Annotated in this window: 18 protein-coding genes; 12 read left to right on the forward strand and 6 right to left on the reverse strand. The window is 67.3% G+C overall.

All coding sequences use genetic code 11. The annotated features are described in order from the left end of the window. Window positions 1–3: 3 nt before the first annotated feature. Genes BFL28_RS17970 through BFL28_RS17995 form a run of 6 tightly spaced genes read left to right on the forward strand, consistent with a single transcriptional unit; the run spans window position 4 to window position 10272 of the window. A complete protein-coding gene (locus BFL28_RS17970) occupies window positions 4–3072 on the forward strand; it encodes a TonB-dependent receptor domain-containing protein (protein WP_069321888.1) in 3069 nt (1022 codons plus the stop codon). Beyond that, the gene (locus BFL28_RS17975; RefSeq protein WP_069321889.1) at window positions 3072–4649 is read left to right on the forward strand and encodes an N-acyl-D-amino-acid deacylase family protein; all 1578 of its coding nucleotides are present in this window, start codon (window positions 3072–3074) and stop codon (window positions 4647–4649) included. Before BFL28_RS17970 ends, BFL28_RS17975 begins: the two co-directional genes overlap by 1 nt. Next, window positions 4646–5956 (forward strand): dicarboxylate/amino acid:cation symporter, encoded by a 1311-nt coding sequence (locus BFL28_RS17980; RefSeq protein ID WP_069321890.1) that lies wholly within the window; start codon window positions 4646–4648, stop codon window positions 5954–5956. Before BFL28_RS17975 ends, BFL28_RS17980 begins: the two co-directional genes overlap by 4 nt. A gap of 8 nt (window positions 5957–5964) precedes the next feature. Continuing rightward, entirely contained in the window at window positions 5965–7680 is a 1716-nt protein-coding gene (ggt, locus tag BFL28_RS17985) for a gamma-glutamyltransferase (protein WP_241527394.1), read from the forward strand. Next, a complete protein-coding gene (locus BFL28_RS17990; RefSeq protein ID WP_069321891.1) occupies window positions 7677–9410 on the forward strand; it encodes a gamma-glutamyltransferase family protein in 1734 nt (577 codons plus the stop codon). The genes ggt and BFL28_RS17990 overlap by 4 nt, the downstream gene beginning before the upstream one ends. Before the next feature lies 1 nt (window position 9411). After that, a complete protein-coding gene (locus BFL28_RS17995) occupies window positions 9412–10272 on the forward strand; it encodes a dienelactone hydrolase family protein (RefSeq protein WP_069321892.1) in 861 nt (286 codons plus the stop codon). 34 nt (window positions 10273–10306) lie between these two features. On the opposite strand, the gene BFL28_RS18000 is transcribed toward BFL28_RS17995, so the two are convergent. Both BFL28_RS18000 and BFL28_RS18005 read right to left on the reverse strand, forming a co-directional pair. Then, complete coding sequence (locus BFL28_RS18000; RefSeq protein WP_069321893.1) at window positions 10307–11089, reverse strand: ZIP family metal transporter; 783 nt, start codon at window positions 11087–11089, stop codon at window positions 10307–10309. Window positions 11090–11141: 52 nt separating this feature from the next. After that, entirely contained in the window at window positions 11142–12050 is a 909-nt protein-coding gene (locus BFL28_RS18005; protein ID WP_069321894.1) for a manganese catalase family protein, read from the reverse strand. A 343-nt stretch (window positions 12051–12393) separates the two neighbouring features. On the opposite strand from BFL28_RS18005, the gene BFL28_RS18010 reads away from it, so the two are divergent. Genes BFL28_RS18010 through BFL28_RS18025 form a run of 4 tightly spaced genes read left to right on the forward strand, consistent with a single transcriptional unit; the run spans window position 12394 to window position 17740 of the window. After that, the gene (locus BFL28_RS18010; RefSeq protein WP_069321895.1) at window positions 12394–12903 is read left to right on the forward strand and encodes a flavin reductase family protein; all 510 of its coding nucleotides are present in this window, start codon (window positions 12394–12396) and stop codon (window positions 12901–12903) included. Between the two features lie 54 nt (window positions 12904–12957). Then, window positions 12958–14223 carry a chymotrypsin family serine protease gene (locus BFL28_RS18015; RefSeq protein WP_069321896.1) on the forward strand — a complete coding sequence of 422 codons (1266 nt, stop codon included), beginning with the start codon at window positions 12958–12960 and terminating at the stop codon, window positions 14221–14223. 56 nt (window positions 14224–14279) lie between these two features. Further along, entirely contained in the window at window positions 14280–15767 is a 1488-nt protein-coding gene (locus BFL28_RS18020) for an ATPase domain-containing protein (RefSeq protein WP_069321897.1), read from the forward strand. After that, window positions 15764–17740 carry an ATP-binding protein gene (locus tag BFL28_RS18025; RefSeq protein WP_069321898.1) on the forward strand — a complete coding sequence of 659 codons (1977 nt, stop codon included), beginning with the start codon at window positions 15764–15766 and terminating at the stop codon, window positions 17738–17740. The genes BFL28_RS18020 and BFL28_RS18025 overlap by 4 nt, the downstream gene beginning before the upstream one ends. On the opposite strand, the gene chrA is transcribed toward BFL28_RS18025, so the two are convergent. Both chrA and BFL28_RS18035 read right to left on the reverse strand, forming a co-directional pair. After that, window positions 17722–19086, reverse strand: a complete 1365-nt coding sequence (chrA, locus tag BFL28_RS18030) for a chromate efflux transporter (protein ID WP_069321899.1) — start codon at window positions 19084–19086, stop codon at window positions 17722–17724. The two genes, BFL28_RS18025 and chrA, sit on opposite strands and share 19 nt — an antisense overlap. After that, a complete protein-coding gene (locus BFL28_RS18035; RefSeq protein ID WP_079247285.1) occupies window positions 19083–20039 on the reverse strand; it encodes a chromate resistance protein ChrB domain-containing protein in 957 nt (318 codons plus the stop codon). The genes chrA and BFL28_RS18035 overlap by 4 nt, the downstream gene beginning before the upstream one ends. 45 nt (window positions 20040–20084) lie before the next feature. On the opposite strand from BFL28_RS18035, the gene BFL28_RS18040 reads away from it, so the two are divergent. After that, window positions 20085–21422, forward strand: coding sequence for an alginate export family protein (locus BFL28_RS18040; RefSeq protein ID WP_079247286.1), 1338 nt, complete (start codon window positions 20085–20087; stop codon window positions 21420–21422). Here BFL28_RS18040 and BFL28_RS18045 read toward each other — a convergent pair. Continuing rightward, complete coding sequence (locus BFL28_RS18045) at window positions 21419–22303, reverse strand: LysR family transcriptional regulator (RefSeq protein WP_119184642.1); 885 nt, start codon at window positions 22301–22303, stop codon at window positions 21419–21421. The two genes, BFL28_RS18040 and BFL28_RS18045, sit on opposite strands and share 4 nt — an antisense overlap. A 94-nt stretch (window positions 22304–22397) precedes the next feature. Between BFL28_RS18045 and BFL28_RS18050 the strand changes: the two genes are divergently transcribed. After that, window positions 22398–24497 carry a malate synthase G gene (locus tag BFL28_RS18050; protein ID WP_069321901.1) on the forward strand — a complete coding sequence of 700 codons (2100 nt, stop codon included), beginning with the start codon at window positions 22398–22400 and terminating at the stop codon, window positions 24495–24497. A 277-nt stretch (window positions 24498–24774) separates the two neighbouring features. Here BFL28_RS18050 and BFL28_RS18055 read toward each other — a convergent pair whose 3' ends face one another. Further along, window positions 24775–26409: a CTP synthase gene (locus BFL28_RS18055; RefSeq protein WP_069321902.1), complete on the reverse strand. Its 1635-nt coding sequence runs from the start codon at window positions 26407–26409 to the stop codon at window positions 24775–24777. Between the last annotated feature and the right edge of the window lie 16 nt (window positions 26410–26425).

Here is a 26425-nt window from a genome sequence, read left to right on the forward strand (position 1 = left end):
CCGATGAAGACCGTTTTTCGCTCGGCCACACTGTTGACGGGCATCTCGCTGCTGGCCACGGCCAGCGCCGCGCTGGCGCAGGAACAGGCCGCCCAACAACCACAGACCGGGGCCGACGTCGCCGCGCAGGGCGGCGACGAGATCGTCGTCATCGGATCGCAGATCCGTGGCGCCGATGTCGCGGGATCGCTGCCGGTCACCGTGCTGAACGAGGATGACATCGCCGCCACCGCCGCGACCACCGGCGATGAACTGTTCCGCGCGATCCCCCAGGCGGGCGACGTGGCGTTCAACGAAAGCCGCGATGCCGGCGGCATCAACGACGCGCGCGGCGATACCGCCTCGATCAATTTGCGCGCACTGGGCACCGGCAACACCCTGGTCCTGCTCAACGGGCGCCGCATGGTCCTGCACCCTGGCACACAGTCGGAAAACCTGGTTCCGGTGCAAAGCGTCAACACCAACACGATCCCCGTGCTGGGCGTCCGCCGCGTCGAGGTACTGCTTGACGGCGCGGCCGCCATCTACGGCTCGGACGCCGTCGCCGGCGTGATCAACACCGTTCTTCGCGACAACTTCCAGGGCCTGCGCACCACCGCCGAGATCGGCTTCACCGAGAATAGCGGCCAGGTCGAAGCGGAATTCGCGTTCGAGGCCGGCCACCGCTTCAACGGCGGCAAGTCGAACATCTCGCTGTTCGGATCGTACAACCATCGTGATGCGCTGTGGGCGCGCGAACGGCGCAATTCGCGCTCGGCCGACATGCGCCCGCTGGTCGCCGGCACGCCTTTTGCCAACGACACCGATTTCGACAATCGGACCAACGATACGATCTGGGGCGAATTCCAGCGGCTCACCAACAGTTACGCCGCATCGACCACTGCGGCGTCGGTCAACGGCACCACGCTCACCAGCAGCGGCATCTTCCACATTCAGCCCAACACCAACGAGGGCTGCATCGTCGCCAGCGGCTATGCCGGCACCTGCTTCGACAACAGCTCGCTGTCGACCGCATCGACCGACAACAACCTGCGCTACGACCTGAACGACGTCCGCACTATCCAGGGCCGCAACGATCGCCTCAACCTGTTCGGCTTCTTCAACCATGAATTCGACAGCGGGTTGGAATTCGTTGCCGAGGCAGGCTGGTATCGCGCGGACTATCAGTCGCAGCGTGAGCAGGACACCCCGCTCGCCAGCCAGCGCGTGATCATCCCGGCGAATGGCTATTACAACCCGTTCGGACCGGTCGGCAGCGCTTACCGCATCCCCGGGCTTACCGGCGTCGCAACCACCGGCGTGCCGATCGAGCTTATCGACTACCGCCCGGTCGATGCCGGCCCCCTGGTCGTCAACGTGCGCAACGACACGATGCGTTTCCTGGGCGGCTTGCGCGGCAAGCTGCTCGGCTTCGATTTCGACAGCGCGGCACTTTATTCTCGGGCCCGCACGCGTGACAGCATGCGCACGGTCAGCCTGACCAAGTTCCAGGAAGCGCTCTCGCGCACCGATGCCAGCGCCTATAATCCGTTCAACGGCGGCGATCCGCTCAACCCCAGCCGCTATGACAGCACCCCGAATGCCCAGAGCATCATCGACACGTTCATGGTGAACATCGGCCGCATCAGCACGACCGAGCTGATGATGGCCGACTTCAAGCTCAGCAAGAACGACCTGTTCACCCTGCCCGCGGGCCGGGTCGGCATGGCGGCCGGCGTCGAGGCGCGGCGCGAGACCTTCTTCGACGACCGCGATGCACGGCTCGACGGCACGCTCCGCTTCGTGGCGCTCGACGGTTCGTCCAACGGCAGCGACACCATGGGCGCCAGCCCCACTCCCGACAGCGGCGGCGCGCGCAATACCATTTCCGGCTTCCTGGAATTTGCAGTGCCGCTGGTCGATCGCGACATGAACGTGCCGCTGATCCACTCGCTCGATCTGCAGCTGGCCGGTCGCGTCGAATCCTATCAGGGCTTCAGCACCGTCGCAAAGCCGAAGGTCGCGCTATCGTGGTTCCCGGTCGCCGGCTTCCAGCTGCGCGGCAGCTGGTCGCAGGGCTTCCGCGCGCCCAACCTGCCGCAGCTGTTCGAAAACGGCATCCAGCGGTCGAACACACGCACCGACTGGGTCAAGTGCGAAGCCGATCGCCGTGCAGGCCGGCTCGTCGCCTTCGACGACTGCACCCGCAGCCAGGGCGTGGTCAGCAACCGTTCGGGCAGCCAGGATCTGACGCCTGAGGAATCGGAAAATCTCTCGGTCGGCGCGACCTATCAGCTCAACATGGGCAATGCGGGGCGCCTCACGTTCACCGCGGACTATTGGGAAATCCGGCAAAAGAACGTCATCGGCCTGTTCGGCGACGCGAATGCGCTGGTGCTCGACTATCTGCTGCGCCTCAACGGTTCGTCGAACCCCAATGTGCAGCGCGCGGATCCGACCGCGGACGAAATCGCCAACTTTGCCGGCACGGGCATCGCGCCGGTCGGCCGCGTCATTCAGGTGATCGACAATTACACCAATCTCTCGCCCCGCAACGTGCGCGGCTATGATCTGGGCGTATATTATCAGGTCAAGAATACCGGCATCGGCGACTTCAGCGTCCGGCTGAACGCCGCGCGGCTGCTCGAATTCTATCAGGTGCCAGGGGCCGCGGCTCAGGCGTTGATCGATGCGCAGGCGGCCGGAACGATCGATCGCACGATCAACGTCACCGGCGCGCAAAGCATTGTCGAGGAAAACGGTCGTCCCAAGTGGCGCGGCAGCGCCAGCGTGACGTGGCGCTACAACGGCTTCGGCCTGGGCTATTTCGCAAGCTATGTGGGTGAGGTCGACGATACGTCGGCGCTGCTGGCCGACGGCACGCGCTTCCGGGTCGACGATTATCTGTCGCACAGCCTCTACGCCCAATATACGGTCGATGGCGGGCCGATGGACGATCTTCGTCTGCGCGTCGGGGCGCGCAACCTGTTCAACCAGCTGGCACCGATCGCCGATGGTTCGAACGGCTATATCGGCGATCTGTACAGCAATCGCGGCCGCCAGATCTATTTCTCGGTCAACAAGCGCTTCTGATGCGGTACGCCGCACCCCTCATTGCGGCGTCCCTCCTGCTCCTGCCTGCGACGGCGGCGCAGGAGCAGCGTCCCATCGCCGTCGATCTGCTCATCGCGAAAGGGCAAGTGATCGACGGCACCGGCGGTGCGCCGCGGATCGCCGATATCGGTGTCCGCGGCGACCGCATCATCTTCATCGGCAAGTCGCCCGGCGTGGTTGCGCGCCGCACGATGGACGCCAGCGGCCTGATCGTCGCGCCGGGCCTGATCGATCCGCATACCCATAGCCGCGGCGACGCGCTGGCCGCTGCGCCTGCGCGCCGCATCCTCGCCAACCATCTCCTGCAAGGCGTCACCAGCATCGTCATCGGCAATGACGGTGGCGGCGACGTCGACAGCAAGGCGCTGTTCGACCGGCTCGCCACGCAGCCGGCCGGCGTCAACGTCGCGAGCTTCGTCGGCTTCGGCGAGGTGCGAGGCACCGTCGTCGGCCAGCGCGATCGCGTCCCGACCGGCCCCGAACAGGCGCGCATGGCGCGGCTCGTGGCACAGGCGATGTGCGACGGCGCGCTCGGCCTTTCCGCAGGCCTTTATTATGCGCCGCAAAGCTTCGCCAAGGCGGGTGAGGTCGCCGGACTGGCCCGCGTCGCCGGACGTTATGGCGGGCTTTACGAAACGCACCTGCGCGACGAGGGCAGCGCGTCGATCGGCCTGATGGCAGCGATCGACGAGGCCATCGACATCGCCCGCCAGGGTCAGCTTCCGCTGCACGTCGCGCATATCAAGGCGCTGGGCGTCGATGCGCAGGGCATGGCGCCGCAAGCCATCGCTCGCATCGCCAGGGCTCGGGCGAGCGGTATGCAAATCACCGCTGATCAATATCCGTGGGAGGCGTCGAGCACCGGGCTGTCGGCCGCATTGGTCCCGCGCCACGCGCAGGATGGCGGCAACGCCGCGATGGTCGCCAAGCTCAAGGCCGCCGACGCGAAGCTGCGCGAGCAAATGACCGAGCAGTTGCGCATTCGTGGCGGCGCCAACGCCATCCTGCTGGTCAGCGGCGCACACAAGGGCCAGCGGCTCGACGCCATCGCCGCCGCCTGGCGGATCTCGCCGCTCGACGCCGCGATCCGCCTGCTGATCGCCGAGCCCGGTGCCAAGATCGCCAGCTTCAACATGATCGCGCGCGACATCGATGCGTTTGCCCGGCAGCCCTGGGTCGTCGGGTCATCCGACGCCACCGACGGTCATCCCCGCCGGATGGGCAGTTTCGCGCGTGCCTGGCGCCTGTTCGTCCGCGAACAGCGGCTTATGACCCCAGCCCGCTTCGTTCAGCGCTCGTCAGCGCAGACCGCACAGCTGCTCGGCCTGCGCGATCGCGGCACCCTCGCGCCCGGCAGTTTCGCCGACATCGCGCTGTTCCACCCCGCCGCCTATCGCGAGCAGGCAACCTATGACGCCCCCGACCGTCCCGCCGCCGGCGTGCGATATGTGCTGGTCAACGGCACGCTCGCGGTCGACAATGGGCAGCTGACCGGCGCATTCGCCGGTCGCCCCTTGCCCAAGCCGCGCCAACCGCACTGGAATTGCCCGCGATGACCGACATGACTTCGTCCTCGCCGGAAAGCCCGGCGCGCCGACCGGGAGCGATCCGCCGAACGCTCGGTGCCTGGTTCCGCATCGCGCTGTGGAAGCGCATCCTCCTGGCGCTGGTGATCGGCGCGGTCGTCGGCCTTGCCTGGGGTGAGGGCGCGACCTCGATCGCTTGGATTGGCGACGTGTTCGTGCGGCTGATCCGCATGTTGGTCGTGCCGCTGGTGTTCCTGACCATCGCTTCGGGCGTTGCCGCCCTGGCCGATCCCAAGCGGCTGGGCAGCATCGGCGTCAAGACGCTGGCGATGTATGTCTTCACCACCGCGCTGGCGGTGACCACCGGCCTTGCCGTCGCGACGCTGATCGGCCCGGGCGTCGGCGCGTCCTTTGCCGATGCGGTGCCCAAGGCGATGGGCACGCCGCCCGACACCGCGCGCATGTTCCTTGAGATCATTCCTGACAACCCGGTCGGCGCGATGGCCGAGGGCAAGACGCTTGCGGTGATCTTCTTTGCCGTGCTGGTCGGCGCCGGCGTGATCGCGGCGGGCAAGGGTGCAGAGCCGGTGCGCCAGCTACTCAGCGCCGGCTCCGAAGTCATGCTGCGCATCGTCGGCTTCGTCATGGAAACCGCGCCGTTCGGCGTCTTCGCGCTGATCGCCGTGGTCATGGGCACGAGCGGCCCGTCCAGCTTCATTGCCGTGCTCAAGCTCGCGATCTGCGTCGTTATCGGGTCGGCGATCGTCACGCTGCTGATCCACGGTCTCATCGTCGTGCGGCTGATGGCCTGGCTTTCCCCGCTGCCCTTCTTCCGCGGCATTGCGGACGCGATCATGGTCGGCTTCTCGACCTCGTCCAGCTCGGCGACGCTGCCCGTCGCGATCCGCGTGGCCGAACGCAATCTGGGTGTGTCCAAACCGGTCGCCTCGACCGTGCTGCCGCTGGGCGCGACGATCGGCATGGATGGTGCCGCCATGTACGTCGCGATGCTCACGCTGTTCGCGGCGCAGGCGTTCGGCGTCGACCTGAGCTGGGCCGACTACGCCATCATCGCCGCAACGACCACGATCGTGGCGATGGGCGTGGCCCCCGTCCCGTCCGGCTCGCTGTTCGTGCTGGCGGCGGTGCTGCACGCGATCGGCATCACGCCGGAACAGACCGCGCTGGTGGTCGGCTTCGTGCTGCCGTTCGACCGCATCCTCGATATGACCCGCACGATTCCCAACGTCACCTCCGACCTCGCCATCGCCACTGCCGTGGCGCGCTGGGAGAAGGAGATGGACGTCGATGTCTATCATTCCGCCAAGGACGTGTGAGCACCATGATGTTCCGTAAGTTTACCCTCGCGCTGTCGGCGCTCGCCCTTGCCCTGCCAATGCCGGTCGCGGCGCAGAGCCGGCACCTGCTCGAATACCCGTCGATCCACTCGCCCACTGTCGGCACGCGCGGCATGGTGGTCAGCCAGAACGCCATCGCCAGCGATGTCGGCGCGCAGATCCTGCGTGCGGGCGGCAACGCGGTCGATGCCGCGGTGGCCGTCGGCTTCGCGCTCGCCGTCACGCTGCCGCGCGCGGGCAATATCGGCGGCGACGGGTTCATGACCGTCTATGACGCGAAGTCCAAACAGGTTCGCGTGCTCGATTTCCGCGGTATCGCGCCGCGTGCCGCGACGCCGGCGATGTTCGTCGATGAAAAGGGCGAGGAGCGCGGCATCGCCTCCTATGGCTATCTCGCACCCGCAGTGCCGGGTACCGTCGCGGGGCTGGAGCAGGCACACCGCAAATGGGGCAAGCTGCCTTGGGCGAAGCTTGTCGAGCCGGCGATCCGCCTTGCCCGCGATGGCGTGAAGCTGACCGCCGACGAAGCCTTCGTGTTCGGCTGGGGCCGCCAACGCCTCGCCCGCAGCGCGTCGGGCAAGGCGGTCTTCTACAAGCCCGACGGCTCGCTTTATGCCAAGGACGAACTGCTCAGGCAGCCGGACCTTGCCTGGACGCTGGAACAGATCGCCAAGGGCGGCGCCAAGGCCTTTTATACCGGCGAGATCGCGCGCCGGATCGAGGCCGACATGAAGGCCAATGGCGGCCTCATCACCCGCGCGGATCTCGCCAGCTACGCCCCGGTCGAGCGCGACCCGCTCGTCGGCACCTATCGCGGGCTGCAAGTCTATACGACCCCGCCGGCCAGCGCGGGCGGCGCGACGCTCATCAACATGCTCAACATGCTCGAGCATTTCGACCTGAAGGGGATGGGGGCAGGGTCCGCCGCGTCGCTCCACGTGATGGCCGAGGCGATGAAGCTCGCCTATCTCGATCGCTACCAGTCACTCGGCGACCCGGCATTCGTCACCGCGCCCGTGCGCGGCTTCACGTCCAAGGCGTATGCCGCCCAGCGCGTGAAGCTGATTGATCCCAGCAAGGCGACGCCGGTGCGCGACCTGAAGCCCGGCGATCCGCTCAAGTTCGAAAGCCCCTCGACCACGCACTTCTCGGTCGCCGACAGCGAGGGCAATGCGGTATCGACCACCTATACGCTCGGATCGGACTTCGGCTCAGGCGTGATGATCGCCGGCACGGGCATCCTGCTCAACAACCAGATGAACAACTTCAGCCATGAACAGGCATGGCAGGCGCGGCGTAAGGGCACCCCACCCCCGCTGAATGCGATGGCGCCCGGCAAGCGCATGCTGTCCACCATGATGCCGACGATGGTGTTCAAGGACGGCAAGCCATGGCTCATCATCGGCACGCCGGGCGGCAGCACGATCATCACCACCATGTTGCAGCTGGTCGTGAACACGGTCGATTTCGGGTTGAACGTCGAGGAAGCGACTCATCAGCCGCGCATCTATCAGGGCACGACCGCCGCGCTTCGCGTCGAACCGAACTTCAACCCCGATACGGTCGCCGCGCTGAAGGCAAAGGGGCATCGCATCGACATGGACGAAACGATGGGAAGTGCGCAGTCGATCATGATTACCGACAAGCTGTTCCTCGGCGCGGCCGATCCGCGCCGTCCCGGCGCCCGGGCGGTCGAGCCATGAAGCCGGTGTTCAAGCCGCTCGTCGCGGCCGTCGCCCTCGCCGCACTCGCCGCCTGCGCGCCGCGCGCCACCCTGCCCGCCGCCGCGCCGGCGCCGGTCGCGCCCGCGCCGGACTCAAGCGCCACGCCGCGTCAGGCGTTCATCGCCGCCGCGCACCCGATCGCGGTCGAGGCTGGGCTGGACGTGCTGCGCCGCGGCGGTTCGGCCGTCGATGCCGCGGTGACGGTGCAGGCGATGCTGAGCCTGGTCGAGCCGCAGAGCAGCGGGCTCGGCGGCGGCGCGTTCCTGGTCCATTACGATCGCGCGACCCAGGGCATCACCGTCTATGACGGGCGTGGGGTCGCCCCCGCCGGCGCAACGCCCGACATGCTGCTCGGCCCCGATGGGAAGCCGTTGCCCTTTGGCACGGCGGTTGTCTCGGGACGTGCGACCGGCGTTCCCGGCGTCGTCGCCATGCTTGGCCTAGCGCATCGCAACGCGGGCAAGCTTGCCTGGCGCGATCTGTTCGGTGACGTCGTGCGCACCGCCGATCAGGGCTTCACCGTCACCGATCGGCTCGCCCAGCTGATCGACAGCCGGGCGCCCCAGGCGCGCGGTGCCGATGCCGTCGCCTATTTCCGCAATGCGCAGGGGCAGCAGATCAAGGCCGGCGACACGCTGCGCAATCCCGCTTACGCCGCCTTCGTCCGCCGACTGGCGAGCGAGGGGCCGGATGCGATGTACAAGGGCGAAACTGCCCGGCGCATCGTCGCGCGCGTGCGCCAGGGCGACCTTGCCGGCAGCATGACGGAAGCGGACATCGCCGCCTATCGCCCGATCGTGCGCCAGCCGGTCTGCAATCCATTCCGCGTCTATATCCTGTGCGCCCCGCCCCCGCCCTCGTCGGGCGTCGGCCTGCTTCAGCTGATGGCGATGATCGAGCGGACCGACATCGCGAAGCGCGGCCCCAACGATCCAGTCGCCTGGGTCAAATATGCCGAGGCGAGCCGCGTCATGTACGCCGACCGCGACGCGTATGTCGGCGACGTGCCCACGGTGCCGGTCAAGGGGATGCTCGATCCCGCTTATGTCGCCAGCCGCGCCGCGCTGGTCGGCGAGCGCGCCGGTGCCGCGCCGCAACCGGGCACACCGCCCGGTGCTGTCACCGCCCGGATCGACGCGACGCAGGAAGTCGCCGGCACCTCGCACTTCGTCATCGTCGACGGCGATGGCAATGCGGTGTCGATGACCACTACGGTCGAGAGCCTGTTCGGCAGCGGCCGGATGGTCGACGGCTTTTTCCTCAACAACCAGATGACCGACTTCTCGTTCGTTCCCGATGGGCCGAACGCGATCGCACCGGGCAAGCGGCCGCGATCCTCGATGGTGCCGACGATCATCCTCAATCCGGACCGCACCCTCGCCGGGGCGATCGGCTCGCCGGGCGGCAACGCCATTCTCGCCTATGTGTCCAAGACGCTGGTCGGCATCGTCGGATGGAACATGCCCGTCGCCGATGCCCTCGCACTGCCCAACCTCGTCGCGCGTGGCACCGCGTTCAATGGCGAAGCGAGCAAGTTCGCGCCGCCGCTCGCCGCAGCGATGAGCGCGCGCGGCGTCACCGTGCGCGGCGGATCGGGCGAGAATTCCGGGCTTCACGGGGTGATGCTCCGCAACGGCGGCTTTGATGGCGGCGCGGATCCGCGTCGCGACGGCGTCGCCCGCACGATCACCCTGCCGGCAAGGAACTGAGATGCGCTACCGCCTTGCCACAGCCATCGCCACCGCCTTTGTCGTCGCCACCCCCGCTACCGCGCAGGAGGTACAGGTCGAGGCGGTCAGCTTCCTCAGCCGCGATGGCAAGACCGAGGTAAAGGGCTATCTGTTCAAGCCGGCGAACGCGGCCGGCCGCGTCCCCGCCGTCGTGATGATGCACGGCCGGGGTGGCGCCTACTCCACGCTTGCCAAGGGCAAGTACGACGCGGCCACCCTGTCGAGCCGGCACAAGGCGTGGGGCCAGCTGCTGGCGCGCAACGGCTATGCCGCGCTGATGGTCGATGATTTTGGCGCGGTGGGCTATCCCACCGGCTTTGCGGCAGGCACCTACAAGGACCGGCCCGAGACGGTGGACGAGGTGAAGTACCGCCCGCTCCATGCCTATGGCGCGCTGCGTTTCCTTCAGTCGCGCGCGGACGTCGTACCGACGCGCGTCGCGCTGCTCGGCTGGTCGAACGGGGGCAGCACGACGCTGGCGGCGATGGCCGACGACAAGCCCGGCGACATGCGCAAGATCGGCTTTGCCGCCGGCGTCTCGCTCTATCCCGGCTGCGGCATGCAGAAGCGGTTCGAGAAGGTCGGCTACAAACCCTATCACCCCGTTCGCGTGTTCATGGGCACCGCGGACGAGGAAGTCTCGCCCAAATTGTGCCAGACGCTGATCGGGCGCAGTAAGGGCATGGGCGGCGACATCGACCTGCGCATGTTCGACGGCGCGACGCACAGCTACGACACGCCGACCAGGTCACGCCAGTCGGTCGCCGCCAATGCCGCGGCAAAAGCAGCGACCGAGGTCGATGTGCTCTCGTTCCTGGCGGCGAAGCTCAAGGGAAGCTGATCGCCCGCGATACGCCCTTCCCGCCGCTCGCCCGTCACCCCAGCGTCGTGTCGAGGAACATCATCGCACCCAGCCCGATCATCAGCCCGGTGGTCACGCGACCCCCGCCCTTGATGCGGTGGTGCGCATCGGGAATGATGTCGCTCGCCACGACATGGATCATCGCGCCGGCCGCAAGGCCCAGGCCCCATGGCAGAAAGGCATGGGCGACGCTCACCAGCGTGACGCCGATCGCCCCGGCAAGCGGCTCGACCAGACCTGACAGTGCCGCGATCGCCACCGCATGCGCGCGCCGATAGCCGATACTGCCCAGCGCGACGGCGACTGCCAGCCCCTCGGGAATATTCTGCAGCCCGATGCCCAGCGCGGTCACCCGCCCCTGATCCATGTCGCCGCTGCCAAAGCTGACGCCCACCGCCATGCCTTCGGGAAAATTATGCAGGGTGATCGCAGCGACGAACAGCCAGATGCGCCGCACCGACGCGCTCGCAATGCCCGGCGGCCCCACGCCGATGCGGTCGAGCGGCGGAAGCCAGTCGTTGAGCTTGGCGATCGCGAGCCCGCCCAGCAGCACTGCGGCGACGATCTGTGCCGAGGCCATGAAGCGTGACGCGCCGGCCTCACGCGCGAACTCGATCCCTGGCAGGATCAGCGAAAAGAACGACGCGGCCAGCATGACCCCGGCGGCAAAGCCAAGCAGCAGATTCTGTTGCCCGTCGCTTGGTTTGGGCATGAACAGGACGGGGATGGCGCCGATGCCGGTCGCCATCCCCGCAAGCAGGCTGCCCAGCAGCCCGGCGGAAACGATCGGGTCCATTCAGCGCCGAACGCTCAACGGCCGCGACCCGCTCCCGCAGCGGCAGTGGTCCTCACAATTCCTTCATCGCGATATCCTTGATCCGCCCCGCACCCGGACCAGCGCCTAATTCGGCGCCCGTGGTCGGGTCCTGCGTCGGATCGGACGCATTGCGCGCCATCATCTGCGACAATGCCTGCGCATCGGCTTCGGGAAGGTCGACGCTGGCATTGCCGGTGCTTCCGTCGATCGGCATGGCCTGCTCCAGATCGTCGATGCGGTCCCATTGCTCGCCCGAGTTCCACGGCCCCTGCATGTCACCCTCGCCCTGCGAGGCGTTGACATAGACATTGGCATATTCCTCGATCCCCGGCAGTTTGCCCGGCGGGAAATTGTTCTCGATGGAATACAGCGCCTTCTCGAACGATTTCTGGTGCGCCACCTCGCGCGTCATCAGGAATCCCAGCGCGTCCTTGATGCCGGGATCGTCGGTGATGTTGATCAGCCGCTCGTACACGATCTTGGCGCGGCTCTCGGCGGCGATGTTCGACCGCAGATCGACGGTCGGCTCGGCACGCGTATCGACATAGGCGGCAGTCCACGGCACGCCGGCGCTGTCGATCAGCGCGGGTCCCCCGCCGAACAGGATCGACTCCTTGGCGCTCGTGCCCGTCTGCCCGACCATCGCGAACAGCTCGGCCTCGGCCTGCTGCGCCTCGGACAATTGCGCCCGCGCGCCCTTGTTGAGCATCGCGACAATCGATCCGATCACTTCGAGATGGCTCAACTCCTCGGTCGCGATGTCGAGCAGCATGTCCTTGCGGCCCGGATCCTCTTCGCCCAGCCCCTGCGTGAAATAGCGCATCGCCGCGGCGAGTTCGCCATCGGCCCCGCCGAATTGCTCGAGCAGCATGCAGGCGAGCTTGGGATTAGGCTCGGCCACACGGACGGTATATTGCAAACGCTTGTTGTGCATGAACATGTCGGCACCTCCAATCCCGGCACCAACTGGCCGGCCGCGTCATGGTGCCCGGCCACGCGCTCAAACAAGATTTTTCAATCATAACCGATGTAATGGACAAGTCAGATACGCCGCGCTTCCCCAGCCTGTTCAACGATTGTTGATCGAACATACTCGATTGAGATCACAGCCGACATTCGTCAAACTCGATGGAACTTTCCGTGATCTCCCGAATCAGCCGATCGATCTTCTATTTTGCTTGTCTATCGACCTCCCGCACCCGGTCCCGCCAACCGTCCGCGGCGCGCACGGGGCTTGCACCCGCGTCGCTGCCCTTTAAGGGCTGCAGCGACGGAGCGTGGCAATGAACCAGGAAGCGATCGCAACGAAGCTAAAGGCAGCCATGCGCCGCATGCCGGGGCCGGTCGCGCTCATCACCAGCACCGATCCGGAAACCGGCGCCCGTGCCGGCCTCGCCGCTTCCGCGGTCATCCCGGTGTCGATGGACCCGCCCTCCATGCTCGTCGCGGTCAACCGTAACGCCAGCGCACATGCCACGATCGTGCGCGCGGGCCGCTACTGCATCAACCTGCTCTGCAACAGCCAGGCCGATCTCGTCGCGCTGTTCTCCGATCCGGCGCGGCGCGGCGCCCGGTTCGAAGACGCGCGCTGGGCCGAAACTGACGGGCTGCCCTATCTGCCCGGCGCACTCGTCAGCATCCTTTGCACCATCGCTCACACCCAGCCGTTCGGTACGCACGACCTGCTGATCGGCACGGTCGACGATGTGCTGCCCGGGACCGGCAGCGACCCGATGGGCTGGATCGAGGGGGATTTCGCGCGCCTCATGGCGCTCGGCGACCTGTCCGGCTGAGGGCGTTTGCGCCGGGCCTTTGCGGCGGCGGCCTGCGCCCCTAGATCGTTCGCAATGTTGCGCTGGATGCTTTCCGTTCTGATCGGCCTGCTGCTCTCCGCACCGGCGGCGTTCGCGCGGGACGAACCGGGCATCCAGACCCGCGAGGCGGCGCTGCTGCAGGACGCCGGCGAATATGCCCGCAGCTATGACGTTCCCCTTGCCGAAGCGGTCCGCCGCCTCGCCGCGCAAGGCGACAGCGTGCCCGCGATCGACGCACTTGCGGCGCGTTATCGCGCGCGCCTCGCCGGCATCTTCGTCCAGCATCGCCCGGATTATCGCTTCGTCATCGTCCTCACCGGCACCACGACGCCGGCCCCCACGCTGATCCGCGCCGGCGCATCGCTGGTGCCGGTCACCTTTCGCAGTGGCGCGACGGCGACGCGCGAACGCGTGCTCTGGGCCCTCACCAATCATCAGGCCGCGATCCGCGAGGCCAGCGGGATCGAGCCGTCGCTGGGCATCGATCCGCGTACCGGCGAACTCGTCGTGGTGGTCGGCAATGCGGCGGCAAGGGCTGCGGGCGGCGCCGATACGCTCGACGCCCGGATCGAGGCGCTGACCGGCGTGCCGGTGCAGATCCGCGTATTCGATCGCGTCGATCGCAACCTGTCGGTGCCCGGCGGCGGGCGTCTCGATGGCGTCGATCCGGAAAGCCGCAAGCGCTATCGCTGCACCGGTGGCTTTGCCGTTACCGACGGGGTGCGGCACGGCATCGCCACCGCCGCCCACTGCCTCGATCAGCTGAGCGATATCGGACCCGATCGCCAGGCCACACCGCTCGCATTTGTCGGCCAATGGGGCTGGGGCTATCACGACGTCCAGATCCATACCGGCCCGACCCCGGATCGTGCGCTGTTCTACGCCGACAAGGATCGCTCACGCCTTCGTCCCGTCCAAGCGCAGCGCACGAAGGCGAGCACGCGCGCCGGCGACTTCGTGTGCCATCGCGGCGAAAGCACCGGCTATAGCTGCGCGGAGGTCGAACTGCTCGACTTCGCGCCGGCTGGCCAGCTGTGCGGCGGCTATTGCCTGCCGACGTGGATCGCCGTCGCCGGACCGACCTGCAAGGGTGGCGACAGCGGCGGCCCGGTGTTCAGCGGCACGACCGCCTTCGGCATCGTCAAGGGGGCGACCTTCCGGCGCGACGGCTCGTGCGCCTTCTATTTCTACATGTCGCTCGATTACCTGCCCGCGCCCTGGTCGCTCGCCATCGATCCCGGCACGCCCTTGCCCCCCCCCCCGCCAGTTGCCCCGATGGGCACGCGCGGAATTGGCTGACGACGCCGCGCAACCTGCTATAACGCGGCCCGAACTCGAACCCCGAAAGCATCCCGATGACGCAATCCACGCCCCATGATGCCCGATTTGGGATAACCGGCCTGGATGAAGTCCTTGGGGGCGGCCTCGAACGCAGCCGCACCTTCCTGCTGGAAGGCAGTCCGGGGACCGGCAAGACGACCATGGCCATGCAGTTCCTCGTCGCCGGGGCACAGGCTGGCGAGCGATGCCTTTATGTCACCCTGTCCGAAACCGCTGCGGAGCTGCGCGCCTCGGCCGCCTCGCACGACATCTCCCTCGACGGGATCGAACTCTATGAGTTGATCCCGCCCGAAAACCTGCTGGACGACGAACAGCAGCAGAGCCTGCTCTATTCGTCCGACCTCGAGCTTGGGGAAACCACGCGCCGCATCTTCGAGGCGTTCGAGCGGGTCAAGCCCGATCGCGTGGTGCTCGACAGCCTTTCCGAAATCCGCCTGCTTGCGCAAAACTCGCTGCGCTATCGCCGTCAGATCCTGGCGCTGAAGCATTTTTTCGCGACCAGCGGCGCGACGGTCCTGATGCTCGACGATCTCACCACTGAAGTGAACGACCGGACCGTTCATTCGGTGGCGCATGGCGTGCTGCGGCTGGAAGAACTCGCACCCGAATATGGCGCCAAACGTCGCCGCCTGCGGGTGATCAAGTATCGCGGCCGTCGCTATCGCGGCGGCTATCACGATTTCGCGATCCATACCGGCGGCGTGCGCGTGTTCCCCCGCCTTATCGCCGCCGAGCACAGGACATCGTTCGATCGAACGCTGCTGACGACCGACTCGCCGGAACTCGATGCCTTGCTCGGGGGCGGTATCGACCGCGGATCCAGCCTGCTGGTCCTGGGTCCGGCCGGTACCGGCAAGTCGATCCTCGCGCTCACCTTTATCAAGACGGCGATCCAGCGCGGCGAACGCGCCGCGATGTTCATCTTCGATGAAGAGCGACAGTTGCTGATCCAGCGCGCCCGTGCGCTGGACATCGATCTGCAGGCCATGATCGATGCCGATCACTTGATCCTCGAACAGGTCGATGCCGCCGAACTGACTCCGGGCGAATTCTCCGAACGCGTGCGCCACTGTGTCGAGGTGAACAGCGCCCGGACCGTGGTGATCGACAGCCTGAACGGCTATCAGGCGGCAATGCCTGGCGAGCACGCACTGGTGCTGCACATGCACGAACTGCTGCAATATCTGAATCGCAAGGGCGCGACGACGATCCTCAACGTCGCGCAACACGGCCTGGTCGGTGACATGAAGTCACCGGTCGATCTCACCTACCTCGCCGATACGGTGATCCTGCTGCGCTATTTCGAGGCGCTCGGCCGCGTCCGCCGCGCCGTCTCAGTCATCAAGAAGCGGACCGGCGCACACGAGCATTCGATCCGCGAGTATCAGATCGGCACACGCGGCGTGACGCTGGGGCCTCCGCTCGACCGGTTCCAGGGCATTCTGCGGGGCGTGCCGACGATTGTCGGCGATGCCGATCTGCTCAGCCGCGAGGACGCGTGAAGCGTACCACGGTTTCCGAACGCGCCTTGATCCTCGCGCCGCGCGGCCGCGACGCGGCGATCGCCGTCGCCATGCTTCGCGAAGCGGGATTGGAGGCCGAACCATGCGCCTCGCTCCCGGCGATCCTGGCCGAGCTCGACCGCGGCGCGGCCTTCATCATCGTGACCGAAGAGGCGATCCTGGGCGCGGACCTGCAGCCGCTCGCGCGATGGCTTGCGGATCAGGAGGAATGGTCCGACATGCCGTTTATCCTGCTCACCACGCGCGGTGGCGGGCTTGAGCGCAACCCGACCGCCGCCCGCCATCTCGAAGTGCTGGGCAACGTCACCTTCCTCGAACGGCCGTTTCACCCGACCACGCTCGTCAGCCTCGCCCGCTCCGCCCTGCGCGCGCGGCGGCGGCAATATGATGCGCGCGCCCGACTCGCCGCGCTGCATGACAGTGAAACGCGCTTCCGCACGCTGTTCGACACGATGGACGAGGGGTTCTGCGTCATCGAGTTCCTCGACAGCTCGAAGGGGCCGCTGACCGACTATATCCATGTCCAGGCAAACCCCGCCTATGAACGCCATACCGGCATTCCCTTCGTCGTCGGGCAAAAGGTGCAGGAGATGGTGCCCGACGAAGCGGACGCCTGGGTCGAATTCTATCGTAAGGTTTTGCTGACCGGCGAGCCGATCCGCTTCAGCCGCGAACTCGAGGCGACGGGCCGCCATCTGGACCTCGCCGCCTTTCGCGTCGAGCCGCCGGAGCGGCGCGAGGTCGCCGTCATCTTTCAGGACGTGACCGAGCGCAAGCGGGCCGAGATCGCGTTGCGCGAACTCAACGAAAGCCTCGAACGTCGCGTTGCCGCCGCCGTCAGCGAGCGCGAGAACGCGCTGGCCCAGCTGCACGAGGCGCAAAAGCTCGAGACGATCGGCCAGCTGACCGGCGGCGTCGCGCATGATTTCAACAACCTCCTCACCCCGATCACCGGGGCGCTCGACCTGCTCGGGCGCCGCTATGCCGACGATCCGCGCTCGGCCCGGCTGCTCGATGGCGCGCTGCAATCGGCCGAACGCGCCAAGACGCTGGTCCAGCGCCTGCTCGGCTTCGCCCGGCGTCAGGCGCTCGAAACCCGTCCCGTCGATCTTGCCGCGCTGATCGGCGACATGCGCGACCTCATCACCAGTTCGATCGGCCCGGCGATCGAGCTCGTGATCGACGCGCCTGCCGGTCTGCCCGCCGCGCTCGCCGACCCCAACCAGCTCGAACTCGCGATACTCAACCTGTGCGTCAATGCGCGCGATGCCATGCCGAATGGCGGGACGCTGACGCTGGCGCTGGACCAGGCCGACGGCTTCGTGCGCCTCTCGGTGATCGACACCGGCATCGGCATGGACGCCGCGACGCTCGCCCGCGCGGTAGAGCCCTTCTATTCGACCAAGGAACTGGGCAAGGGCACCGGCCTCGGCCTCTCGATGGTGCATGGCCTCGCCGCGCAGCTGGGCGGCACGTTCGATCTGCAAAGCACGCCCGGCCACGGCACGCGCGCCGATCTGGCGCTGCCTGTCGCCGATGCGGCCGCCGACGCCACCGATCGTCGCGCTGTCACCGCAACGGACGAATCCTTCCGGGCGCTGTCCATCCTGCTGGTGGATGACGAGGAACTGGTCCGCGCCGGCACGGCCGAAATGCTGCGCGACATGGGCCACCGCGTCACGCAGGCCAGCGGCGGCGGCGAAGCGCTTGCCCGGCTGGCCGACGATGCAACCTTCGACATCGTGGTCACCGACTATATGATGCCGCGCATGGACGGCGCCGCACTCGCCGCGCATGTCCGCGAACGCCATCCCGCGCTGCCGGTGCTCGTCGTGACTGGCTATGCCGGCGGCGACCTCGACATCGGCTTGCCGCAACTCGCCAAGCCGTTCCGCCAGGCCGATCTACGCGCCGCGCTCGCTCAGCTCGCCCGTCAGCCGGCCACGACATAGATCGCGCCAAGCGCCGCCGAACCGAGCAGCACCGGGATCATCCTGATCTTCAGCCGGAACACCGCGATTCCCGCGCCGACTGCCAGTGCCAGCGCCGGCCAGTTCACCGACGCCAGCACCGGCACCTCGAACGACCCCGTTGGCATTGCCACCGCCCGCACCTCGCCGAACAGCGTATGGATCGCGAACCACAGCGCCAGGTTGAGGATCACGCCCACCACCGCCGCGGTGATCGCGCCCAGCGCCGCCGACAGCGCGCGATTGCCGCGCAGCCGCTCGACGTACGGCGCCCCGGCAAAGATCCACAGGAAGCACGGCATGAACGTGACCCATGTCGTCAGCACCGCGCCCAGCGTCGCCGCCACCAGCGGGTTCATGCCCCCCGCCTCGCGCAGCGCCGCCAGGAACCCGACGAACTGAGTCACCATGATCAGCGGCCCCGGCGTGCTCTCGGCCAGCCCCAGTCCGTCCAGCATCTCGCCCGGCGTCACCCAGCCATAGGTTCCGACCGCCGCCTGCGCGACATAGGCCAGCACGGCATAGGCGCCGCCGAACGTCACGACCGCCATCTGGCTGAAGAAGCTCGCGATCTGCGTGAACACATGGTCCGGCCCCAGAAGCGCGAGCAGCGCGAACACCGGCGCCAGCCACAAGACGAGGAACAGCGCGCTGATCCGCAGCGACCAGCCCAGCCCGGGCGAGGCGTGCGCCGGCAACCCCTCGCCCAGCGCCGTGTCTCGATCCTGCACCACCGCGCCGCCGGCCGAGCCGTGTCCGCCTCCGCCAAGGAACGCCGCAATGCCGCGGCGCCCGCCGACAAAGCCGATCGCGCCCGCCGTCAGCACGATCAACGGAAAGGGCGCATCGAGGAAGAAGATCGCCACGAACGCCGCCGCCGCGATACCACGCATGACGTGGTTCCTGAGCGCGCGCGATCCGACCCGCACGACGGCCTGCACGACCACCGCCAGCACCGCGGCCTTGAGGCCGAAGAACATTCCCTCGACCAGCGGCACCTTGCCCAGCAGCACATAGACATAGCTCAGCCCCAGGATCGCCAGGAACCCCGGCAGCACGAACAGCGCGCCCGCCACCAGCCCGCCCTTGGTCCTGTGCAGCAGCCAGCCGATATAGGCCGCCAGCTGCTGCGCCTCGGGTCCGGGCAACAACATGCAGTAATTGAGCGCGTGCAGGAACCGCGCCTCGCCGATCCAGCGCTTCTCGTCCACCAGGATGCGATGCATCACGGCGATCTGCCCCGCCGGCCCGCCGAACGAGAGCGCGGCGATCCGTGCCCACACCTTCACCGCGTCGCCAAAGCTGACGCCATGATCCGGAACGCTCATCCGCCCTGCTTCCTGCTGGCAAAGAAACTGTAGAATTGGTCCAGCGCCCCACCGGCGCGCTCGATCCGCTCCAGATCGTCCTCGCTCGACGCGCACACCCCCGCCAGCATCGCGGCCACGCCGGGCGCCTCGGGCCGCGCGAACTTGCCGTCGCCAATGTCCAGCTCATGGATGATCTCGCCGATGGCGGTCAGCGCTGCATCGTCGCTCAGCCCGGCGCGGAGCACGATCGTCTCGAAGCTGCAGCGATCGTCCTCGTGCGTGAACTCCCCGTCCGCCATGTCGAAGCGGAGCTCGCCGGCGACCGGTTCATGGGTGCGTGCATCGACGAAGCGGAACCGCGCGCGCGGATCGACGAAGCGGCGGATCAGCCACGCGCTGGCGATGCGGTCGACATGCACCCCCGCCCGCGTCACCCACACGCGTCCGGTCAGCGCCTCGCGCGTCAGCAGCGGTCCCGGCTCGTTCCGCGCCACGTCCGGATGCACGTGCCGCAGGCGCACCAGTTCGGTGAGCGCAGCCTCGGCGATCTGCCGTCCCGACGCGCCGAAAAAATCGATCCGGCCAGTGTCTTCCAACCGTCGATACAGCCGCGCGATCTCGCCCCCGCTCGCCGGGCCGCTGGCCAACAGCCGCCGCGCCGTATCGCTGATCTCCGCATAATCCGCGTCGCGTGCCGCATCGAACAGCGCGCGCACCTCGCGATCGGACTGGCCCGCGATCAGCGCGGCGCGGATCAGCGTCGCCTCGCCTCCGCCATCGACGATCTCGTCCATCACCTCGCGCAAAGCTGCTTCACTCGTCTCGCTCGCTGGCAGCACATGCACCGCATTTTTCAGCGGCACCGCCCCGATCGCCTGCAACCGCCGCCAGATCTTCACGCGCAAATAGGGCGGCTTGGCCGGCAGCTGGTGCAGCAACGCCAGCCAAGGTTCAGTGCTTGCCGGTTTCATGATTCATATGTATCATACGATTTGAACGTTTGGAACAGCTGTATCATGACTCGCGCTGCCTTCATCGCCATCGTGCTCGGCGCAGTCACCCCGACCCTCGCCTGCGCACAAGTCGATGGCCTGACGCTCACCGGCTCCAGCCGACTGCGCTACGAAGTGATCGAGAACCAGCCGCGCGTCGGGTTCAACCGCAGCGACGACCTGCTCAATCTGCGCACCACGTTCCTTGCCGAATATCGGAAGGTCGACCTGCGCGTCGCCGTCGAGCTGTACGACAGCCGCGTGTGGGGCGGTGACGCAGGCACGCCGATCACCACCAACGAAGTCAACGCGCTCGAACCCGTTCAGGCCTATGCCGCCGCAGATTTCGGCAATGCGTTCGGGCCCAGGACGAAATTGACGCTCACCGCCGGGCGCATGATGCTCAATCTCGGCTCGCGCCGCCTGGTCGCGGCCGACGATTATCGCAACACCACCAACAGCTATACCGGTCTGCGCACCGACCTATCGGCTCCCATGGGCTGGAAGGCGACCCTCATCTACATGCTCCCGCAACAGCGCCGGCCCGACGATCCCGCCGCGGTGCGCGACGCAAGGCTGCGCCTCGACCGTGAAAGCTTCGATCTCGTCCTGTGGGGCGGCCAGATCACCCGCGCGAAGACGATCGGCCCTGCGATGCTCGAGGCGACCTACTTCCACCTTGGCGAGCGCGACGCGCCCGGCCGGCCGACGCGCGACCGTTCGCTCGACACGTTCGGCGGCCGCATCCTCGCCGATCCGCGCCCCGGCAAGTTCGATGTCGAGGTCGAAGCGCTCTATCAGGCCGGCAGCATCAGCGCCTCGCTTGCGCCCACCGCCGCGCGCCAACGCGTCAGCGCCAGCTTCGTCCACGCCGATCTCGGCTACACCTTTGCCTCATCCTGGCAGCCGCGTCTCTCCGCCGAGTTCGACCGCGCCAGCGGCGATCGCCCCGGCGGTCGCTACGGCCGTTTCGACCCGCTGTTCGGTATGCGCCGCGCCGAACTGGCGCCATCCGGCCTCTACAATGCGGTCGGCCGCGCCAACATCGCCGCCGCCGGCCTTCGCTTCGAAGCGACGCCGGGCAAGCGCCTCGACCTCTTCGCCGCCTATCGCGCGCTCTGGCTGGCGGATCGGCGCGACAGCTTCTCGACCACCGGCGTGCGCGACGCATCGGGCCAAGCGGGCGACTTTGCCGGCCATCAGATCGAGGGGCGGCTGCGCTACTGGCTCATCCCCACGCGACTGCGCTTCGAATATGACGGTCTCATCCTCGCCAAGGGGCGCTTCCTGCGCGACGCGCCCAACGCGCCTGGCGGCGGCACGACGCGCTATCACTCGTTCAACCTGACCGCCAGCTTCTAGCCCCAGGCAGGTCGCGCCAGCGCCACCTGCATATGCTCGACGAACCGTGCCGCCGCGGCTGTCAGCGCGGGTGCCGGGGCATGCATCGCATAGATTGCGACGTCGTCCGATCCGGCCAGCTGCGGCAACACGCGCACCAACCGCCCGTCCCGGATCAACTCGGCCACGTCCCATAGCGACCGCAGCGCGATCCCCACCCCGCTCACCGCCAGCTCGCGCACCAGCTCGCTCGAATTGGTGCGGACATGGCTCGTCCCCGCCACCGTCACGCGGCGGCCACCGGCGCTCAACAGCCACGGCAACTGCCCGTCTGCCGCCAGCAGCCGATGCCTGGCGAGTTCGTTCACCGATCGCGGCTCGCCCCATGCGCTGAGATAGTCGGGCGCGGCACACAGGATGCGGGCGCTCGTCGCCAGCCGCTGCGCCGCCAGTCGCGGGTCGGGCGTCGCGGTGATGCGGATCGCGACGTCGATGCGGGCGGCGATGATGTCGGCAAAGCCATCCGACAGCTCGATCTCCAGCTGCACCTCAGGCCAGGCGCGCAGGAAGGCGTCGAGATGCGGCGCGACATGCAGCCGCCCGAACGATGTCGGCGCGGTCCCCTTCAGCCGCCCCGCCGGCACGTCGCGCGATCCCATCAGCCGCGCCTCCGCCGCGCGCAGCCGCGCCAGCACATCGGCGATCTCGGCATGAAATGCTGCGCCCTGCTCGGTCAGCGTCAGCGCGCGCGTGGTGCGATGCGCCAGCCGAACGCCCAGCCGCGCCTCCAGCCTTGCCAGCCGCTTCGACACTTGCCCCGGCGACATGCCCAGCATGCGCCCGGCCGCCGACAGGTTCCCCGCCTCCACCACGCTTGCGAACAGCGCATAGTCGGGGTCCACCAATTGTTCCTTTTCGGCAAAAGAGTTTTGCCTCTTTATCCGCTACCGCACAGCCGCGCAATCGCTACACTCGGTCCAAACGGACAGGTGACACATGATCGACAAGGCTGGGCTTCAGGTCGCGGACAATCTCGCCGACTTCATCGAAACGCAGGCGCTGCCCGGCACTGGCATCGATCCCGCCGCCTTCTGGCGCGGCGCGGCCGACATCTTCGCCCGCTTCGCCCCCCGCAACGCACAGCTTCTCGCCACGCGCGACGATCTTCAGGCGCGGATCGACGCCTGGCACCAGGCCCGCGCCGGCCAGCCCATCGACGCGGGCGAGTATCAGGCGTTCCTGCGGGACATCGGCTATCTCGTCCCCGAACCCGCGCCGTTCGAAGTGACCTCCGCCAATGTCGACCCGGAAATCGCCACCACCGCCGGGCCGCAGCTCGTCGTCCCGGTCCTCAATGCTCGCTTCCTCCTGAACGCCGCCAATGCGCGCTGGGGCAGCCTGTACGACGCGCTCTACGGCACCGACGCCATCCCGGGCGCCCCGACTGGCAACGGCTATGACCCCGCGCGCGGCGCGCAGGTCATCGCCTGGGCCAAGGCGTTCCTCGACCGCGCCGCCCCGCTCGCCAGCGGCAGCTGGGCCGAATTGACCAGCGAACCCACCCTCGCCGACCCGTCGCAACTCGTCGCCCGCAACGGCGACAACCTCCTGCTGCGCCATAACGGCCTGCACATCGAACTCGTCATCGACCGGGCGCACCCGATCGGCAGCAGCGACTCGATCGGCCTGGCCGACGTGATCCTCGAAGCGGCGCTCTCGACCATCGTCGACCTTGAGGATTCGCTCGCGGCGGTCGACGCCGATGACAAGGTTGCCGCCTATGCCAACTGGCTCGGGCTAATGAAGGGCGACCTCACCGCCAGCTTCGACAAGCGCGGCAGGACGCTCACCCGCGCGTTGGAGGAAGACCGCCACTACACCGCCACAGACGGCACCCCCTTCACCTTGCCCGGCCGAAGCGTGTTGATGGTACGCAATGTCGGCCACCTGATGACCACACCCGCGATCCGCCTGCCTGACGGCGCCGAGGCCCCCGAAGGCATAATGGACGGCATCGTCACCAGCTTGATCGCGCTTCACGACCTCCGGGGCAACGGCCGCTTCAGCAACAGCCGCACCGGCTCGGTCTATATCGTCAAGCCCAAGATGCACGGCCCCGACGAAGCCGCCTTCACTAACGACCTGTTCGACGCCATCGAGGATCTGCTCGCCCTCGATCGCCATACGCTGAAGGTCGGCGTGATGGACGAGGAGCGCCGCACCTCGGCCAACCTCGCCGCCTGCATCCACGCCGTGCGCCACCGCGTGATGTTCATCAACACCGGCTTCCTCGATCGCACCGGGGACGAGATGCACACGGCGATGCGCGCCGGCGCGATGCTGCGCAAGGGCGACATGAAAAACGCCGACTGGATCAAGTCGTACGAGGCGCGCAACGTCGCCATCGGCCTCGCCTGCGGCCTGGATGGCAAGGCGCAGATCGGCAAGGGTATGTGGGCCGCCCCGGATCGCATGGCCGACATGCTGGAACAGAAGGTCGGCCATGTGCAGACCGGTGCCAACACCGCCTGGGTCCCCTCACCCACCGCCGCCGTGCTGCACGCCACCCACTATCACGGCGTCGACGCCTTTGCCCGCCGTCAGGACGTCGCACCCGCCAACGCCGCCTCGCTCGACGCGCTGCTCAGCATCCCGCTGGCGAACGGCCGGAACTGGAGCGCGCAGGAGATCCGCGACGAACTCGACAACAATGCCCAGGGGATCCTCGGCTATGTCGTGCGCTGGATCGACCAGGGCGTCGGCTGCTCGAAAGTGCCCGACATCCACGATATCGGCCTCATGGAAGACCGTGCGACGCTGCGCATCAGTTCGCAGCACATGGCCAACTGGCTGCTCCACGGCGTCACCACGGCGCAAGAGATCGACGCGGCGTTCGAGCGCATGGCGGCCAAGGTCGATGCGCAGAACGCAGGCGATTTGCTCTACCAGCCGATGGCCGGCAACCCCGACAGCCTCGCCTATCAAGCCGCCCGCGCACTGGTGTTCGAAGGGCTTGAGCAGCCGAACGGCTACACCGAACCGCTGCTGCACGCCTGGCGGTTGAAGGCGAAGGCGCGGGCGTTGGAGAGCGTTTAGAAGAAGGTCGTTTCACGCAAAGGCGCGAAGGGCGCAAAGAAGTAAGAGATTTTCACGCAGAGACGCGGAGAGCGCAGAGATGTGGCCCGCCGCGTTAGCGGCATCCATTCATGCAACGGCTAAGCTTGTCGCGACGCTAGTTAAAAGAGTGAGCGTTGCGCACCGGATACAGCATCTCTGCGTCCTCCGCGTCTCTGCGTGAACCAGCTACTTCTTTCTTCTTCGCGCCTTAGCGCCTTTGCGCGAACCATTTCTTCTTCACGCCGGGCGCAAAACCTCACACCAGCCGCGAATGCTTCACCGCCGCCTCGATGAAGCTCGCGAACAGCGGGTGCGGGTCGAACGGCTTGGACTTCAGCTCCGGATGGAACTGCACGCCGATGAACCACGGATGGTCCGGCCGTTCGACGATCTCGGGCAGCAGCCCGTCGGGCGACATGCCGGTGAACATGAGGCCGCCCTGCTCCAGCGCCTCGCGATACGACCCGTTCACCTCGTAACGATGACGGTGCCGTTCGCTGATCTCGCCCGAGCCATAGATCGCCGAAACCTGGCTGTTCCCGGCCAGCCTCGCGTCATAGGCGCCCAGCCGCATCGTGCCGCCCAGGTCGCCGCCTTCCTCGCGCGTCTGGATGCCCTCTTCGCTCATCCATTCGGTGATGATGCCGACCACCGGCTCGCTCGTCGGCCCGAATTCGGTAGAGGACGCCTCACCGATCCCAGCCGTGTTCCGCGCGCCCTCGATGCACGCCATCTGCATGCCAAGGCAGATGCCGAAGAACGGCACATTCCGCTCGCGGGCAAAGCGCACCGACGCGATCTTGCCCTCGCTGCCGCGCTCGCCGAACCCGCCCGGCACCAGAATGCCGTGCATCGGCTCGAGCGTCGCGGCGATCTCCGCCTCGTCCTTCTCGAACAATTCGGCGTCCAGCCATTCGAGGTTGACCTTCACCTTGTTGGCGATGCCGCCATGCACCAGCGCTTCCTGCAGCGACTTGTACGCGTCCGGCAGGCCGACATATTTGCCGACCACGCCGATCGTCACCTCGCCCTCCGGGTTGAACAGCCGCTCGGTAATCTCGCTCCAGCGGCTAAGGTCGGGGTCCGCGCCCGGCTCGATCCCGAACGCGCGCAGCACTTCGCGGTCCAGCCCCTCGGCATGATATTGCATCGGCACGGCATAGATGCTCCGGGCATCCAGCGCCGGAATCACCGCGCTCGCCGGCACGTTACAGAATTGCGCGATCTTGGCTCGCTCGCCGGCCGGCAGCGGCTTTTCCGCGCGGCACACCAGCACGTCCGGCGCCACGCCCAGCGAGGCCAGTTCGCGCACGCTGTGCTGAGTCGGCTTGGTCTTCAATTCGCCTGCCGCGGCGATGTACGGCACCAGCGTCACGTGCACGCTGATCGACCGGCCCCGGCCCAACTCGTTCTTCAACTGGCGGATCGCCTCGATGAACGGCAGCGATTCGATGTCGCCCACCGTCCCGCCGATCTCGCACAGCACGAAATCCAGACCCTCGGTCTCGGCCTGCGCGAAATCCTTGATCGCGTCGGTCACGTGCGGGATGACCTGAACCGTCGCGCCCAGATAATCGCCACGCCGCTCGCGCTCGATGATCGTCTTGTAGATGCGGCCGGACGTGATGTTGTCCGACTGGCGCGACGCGACGCCGGTAAAGCGTTCGTAATGGCCCAGATCCAGGTCCGTCTCCGCCCCGTCGTCGGTCACATAGACTTCGCCATGCTGATACGGGCTCATCGTGCCCGGATCGACGTTCAGATAGGGGTCGAACTTGCGGATGCGCACCTTGTACCCGCGCGCCTGCAACAGCGCGGCGAGGCTGGCGGCCATCAGGCCCTTGCCAAGCGAGGAGACCACGCCGCCGGTGATGAAAATATACCGCGTCATGGGAGTCACCGCTTAT

It is taken from the genome of Sphingomonas turrisvirgatae, from assembly GCF_001721295.1.
Lineage (GTDB): Bacteria > Pseudomonadota > Alphaproteobacteria > Sphingomonadales > Sphingomonadaceae > Sphingomonas > Sphingomonas turrisvirgatae.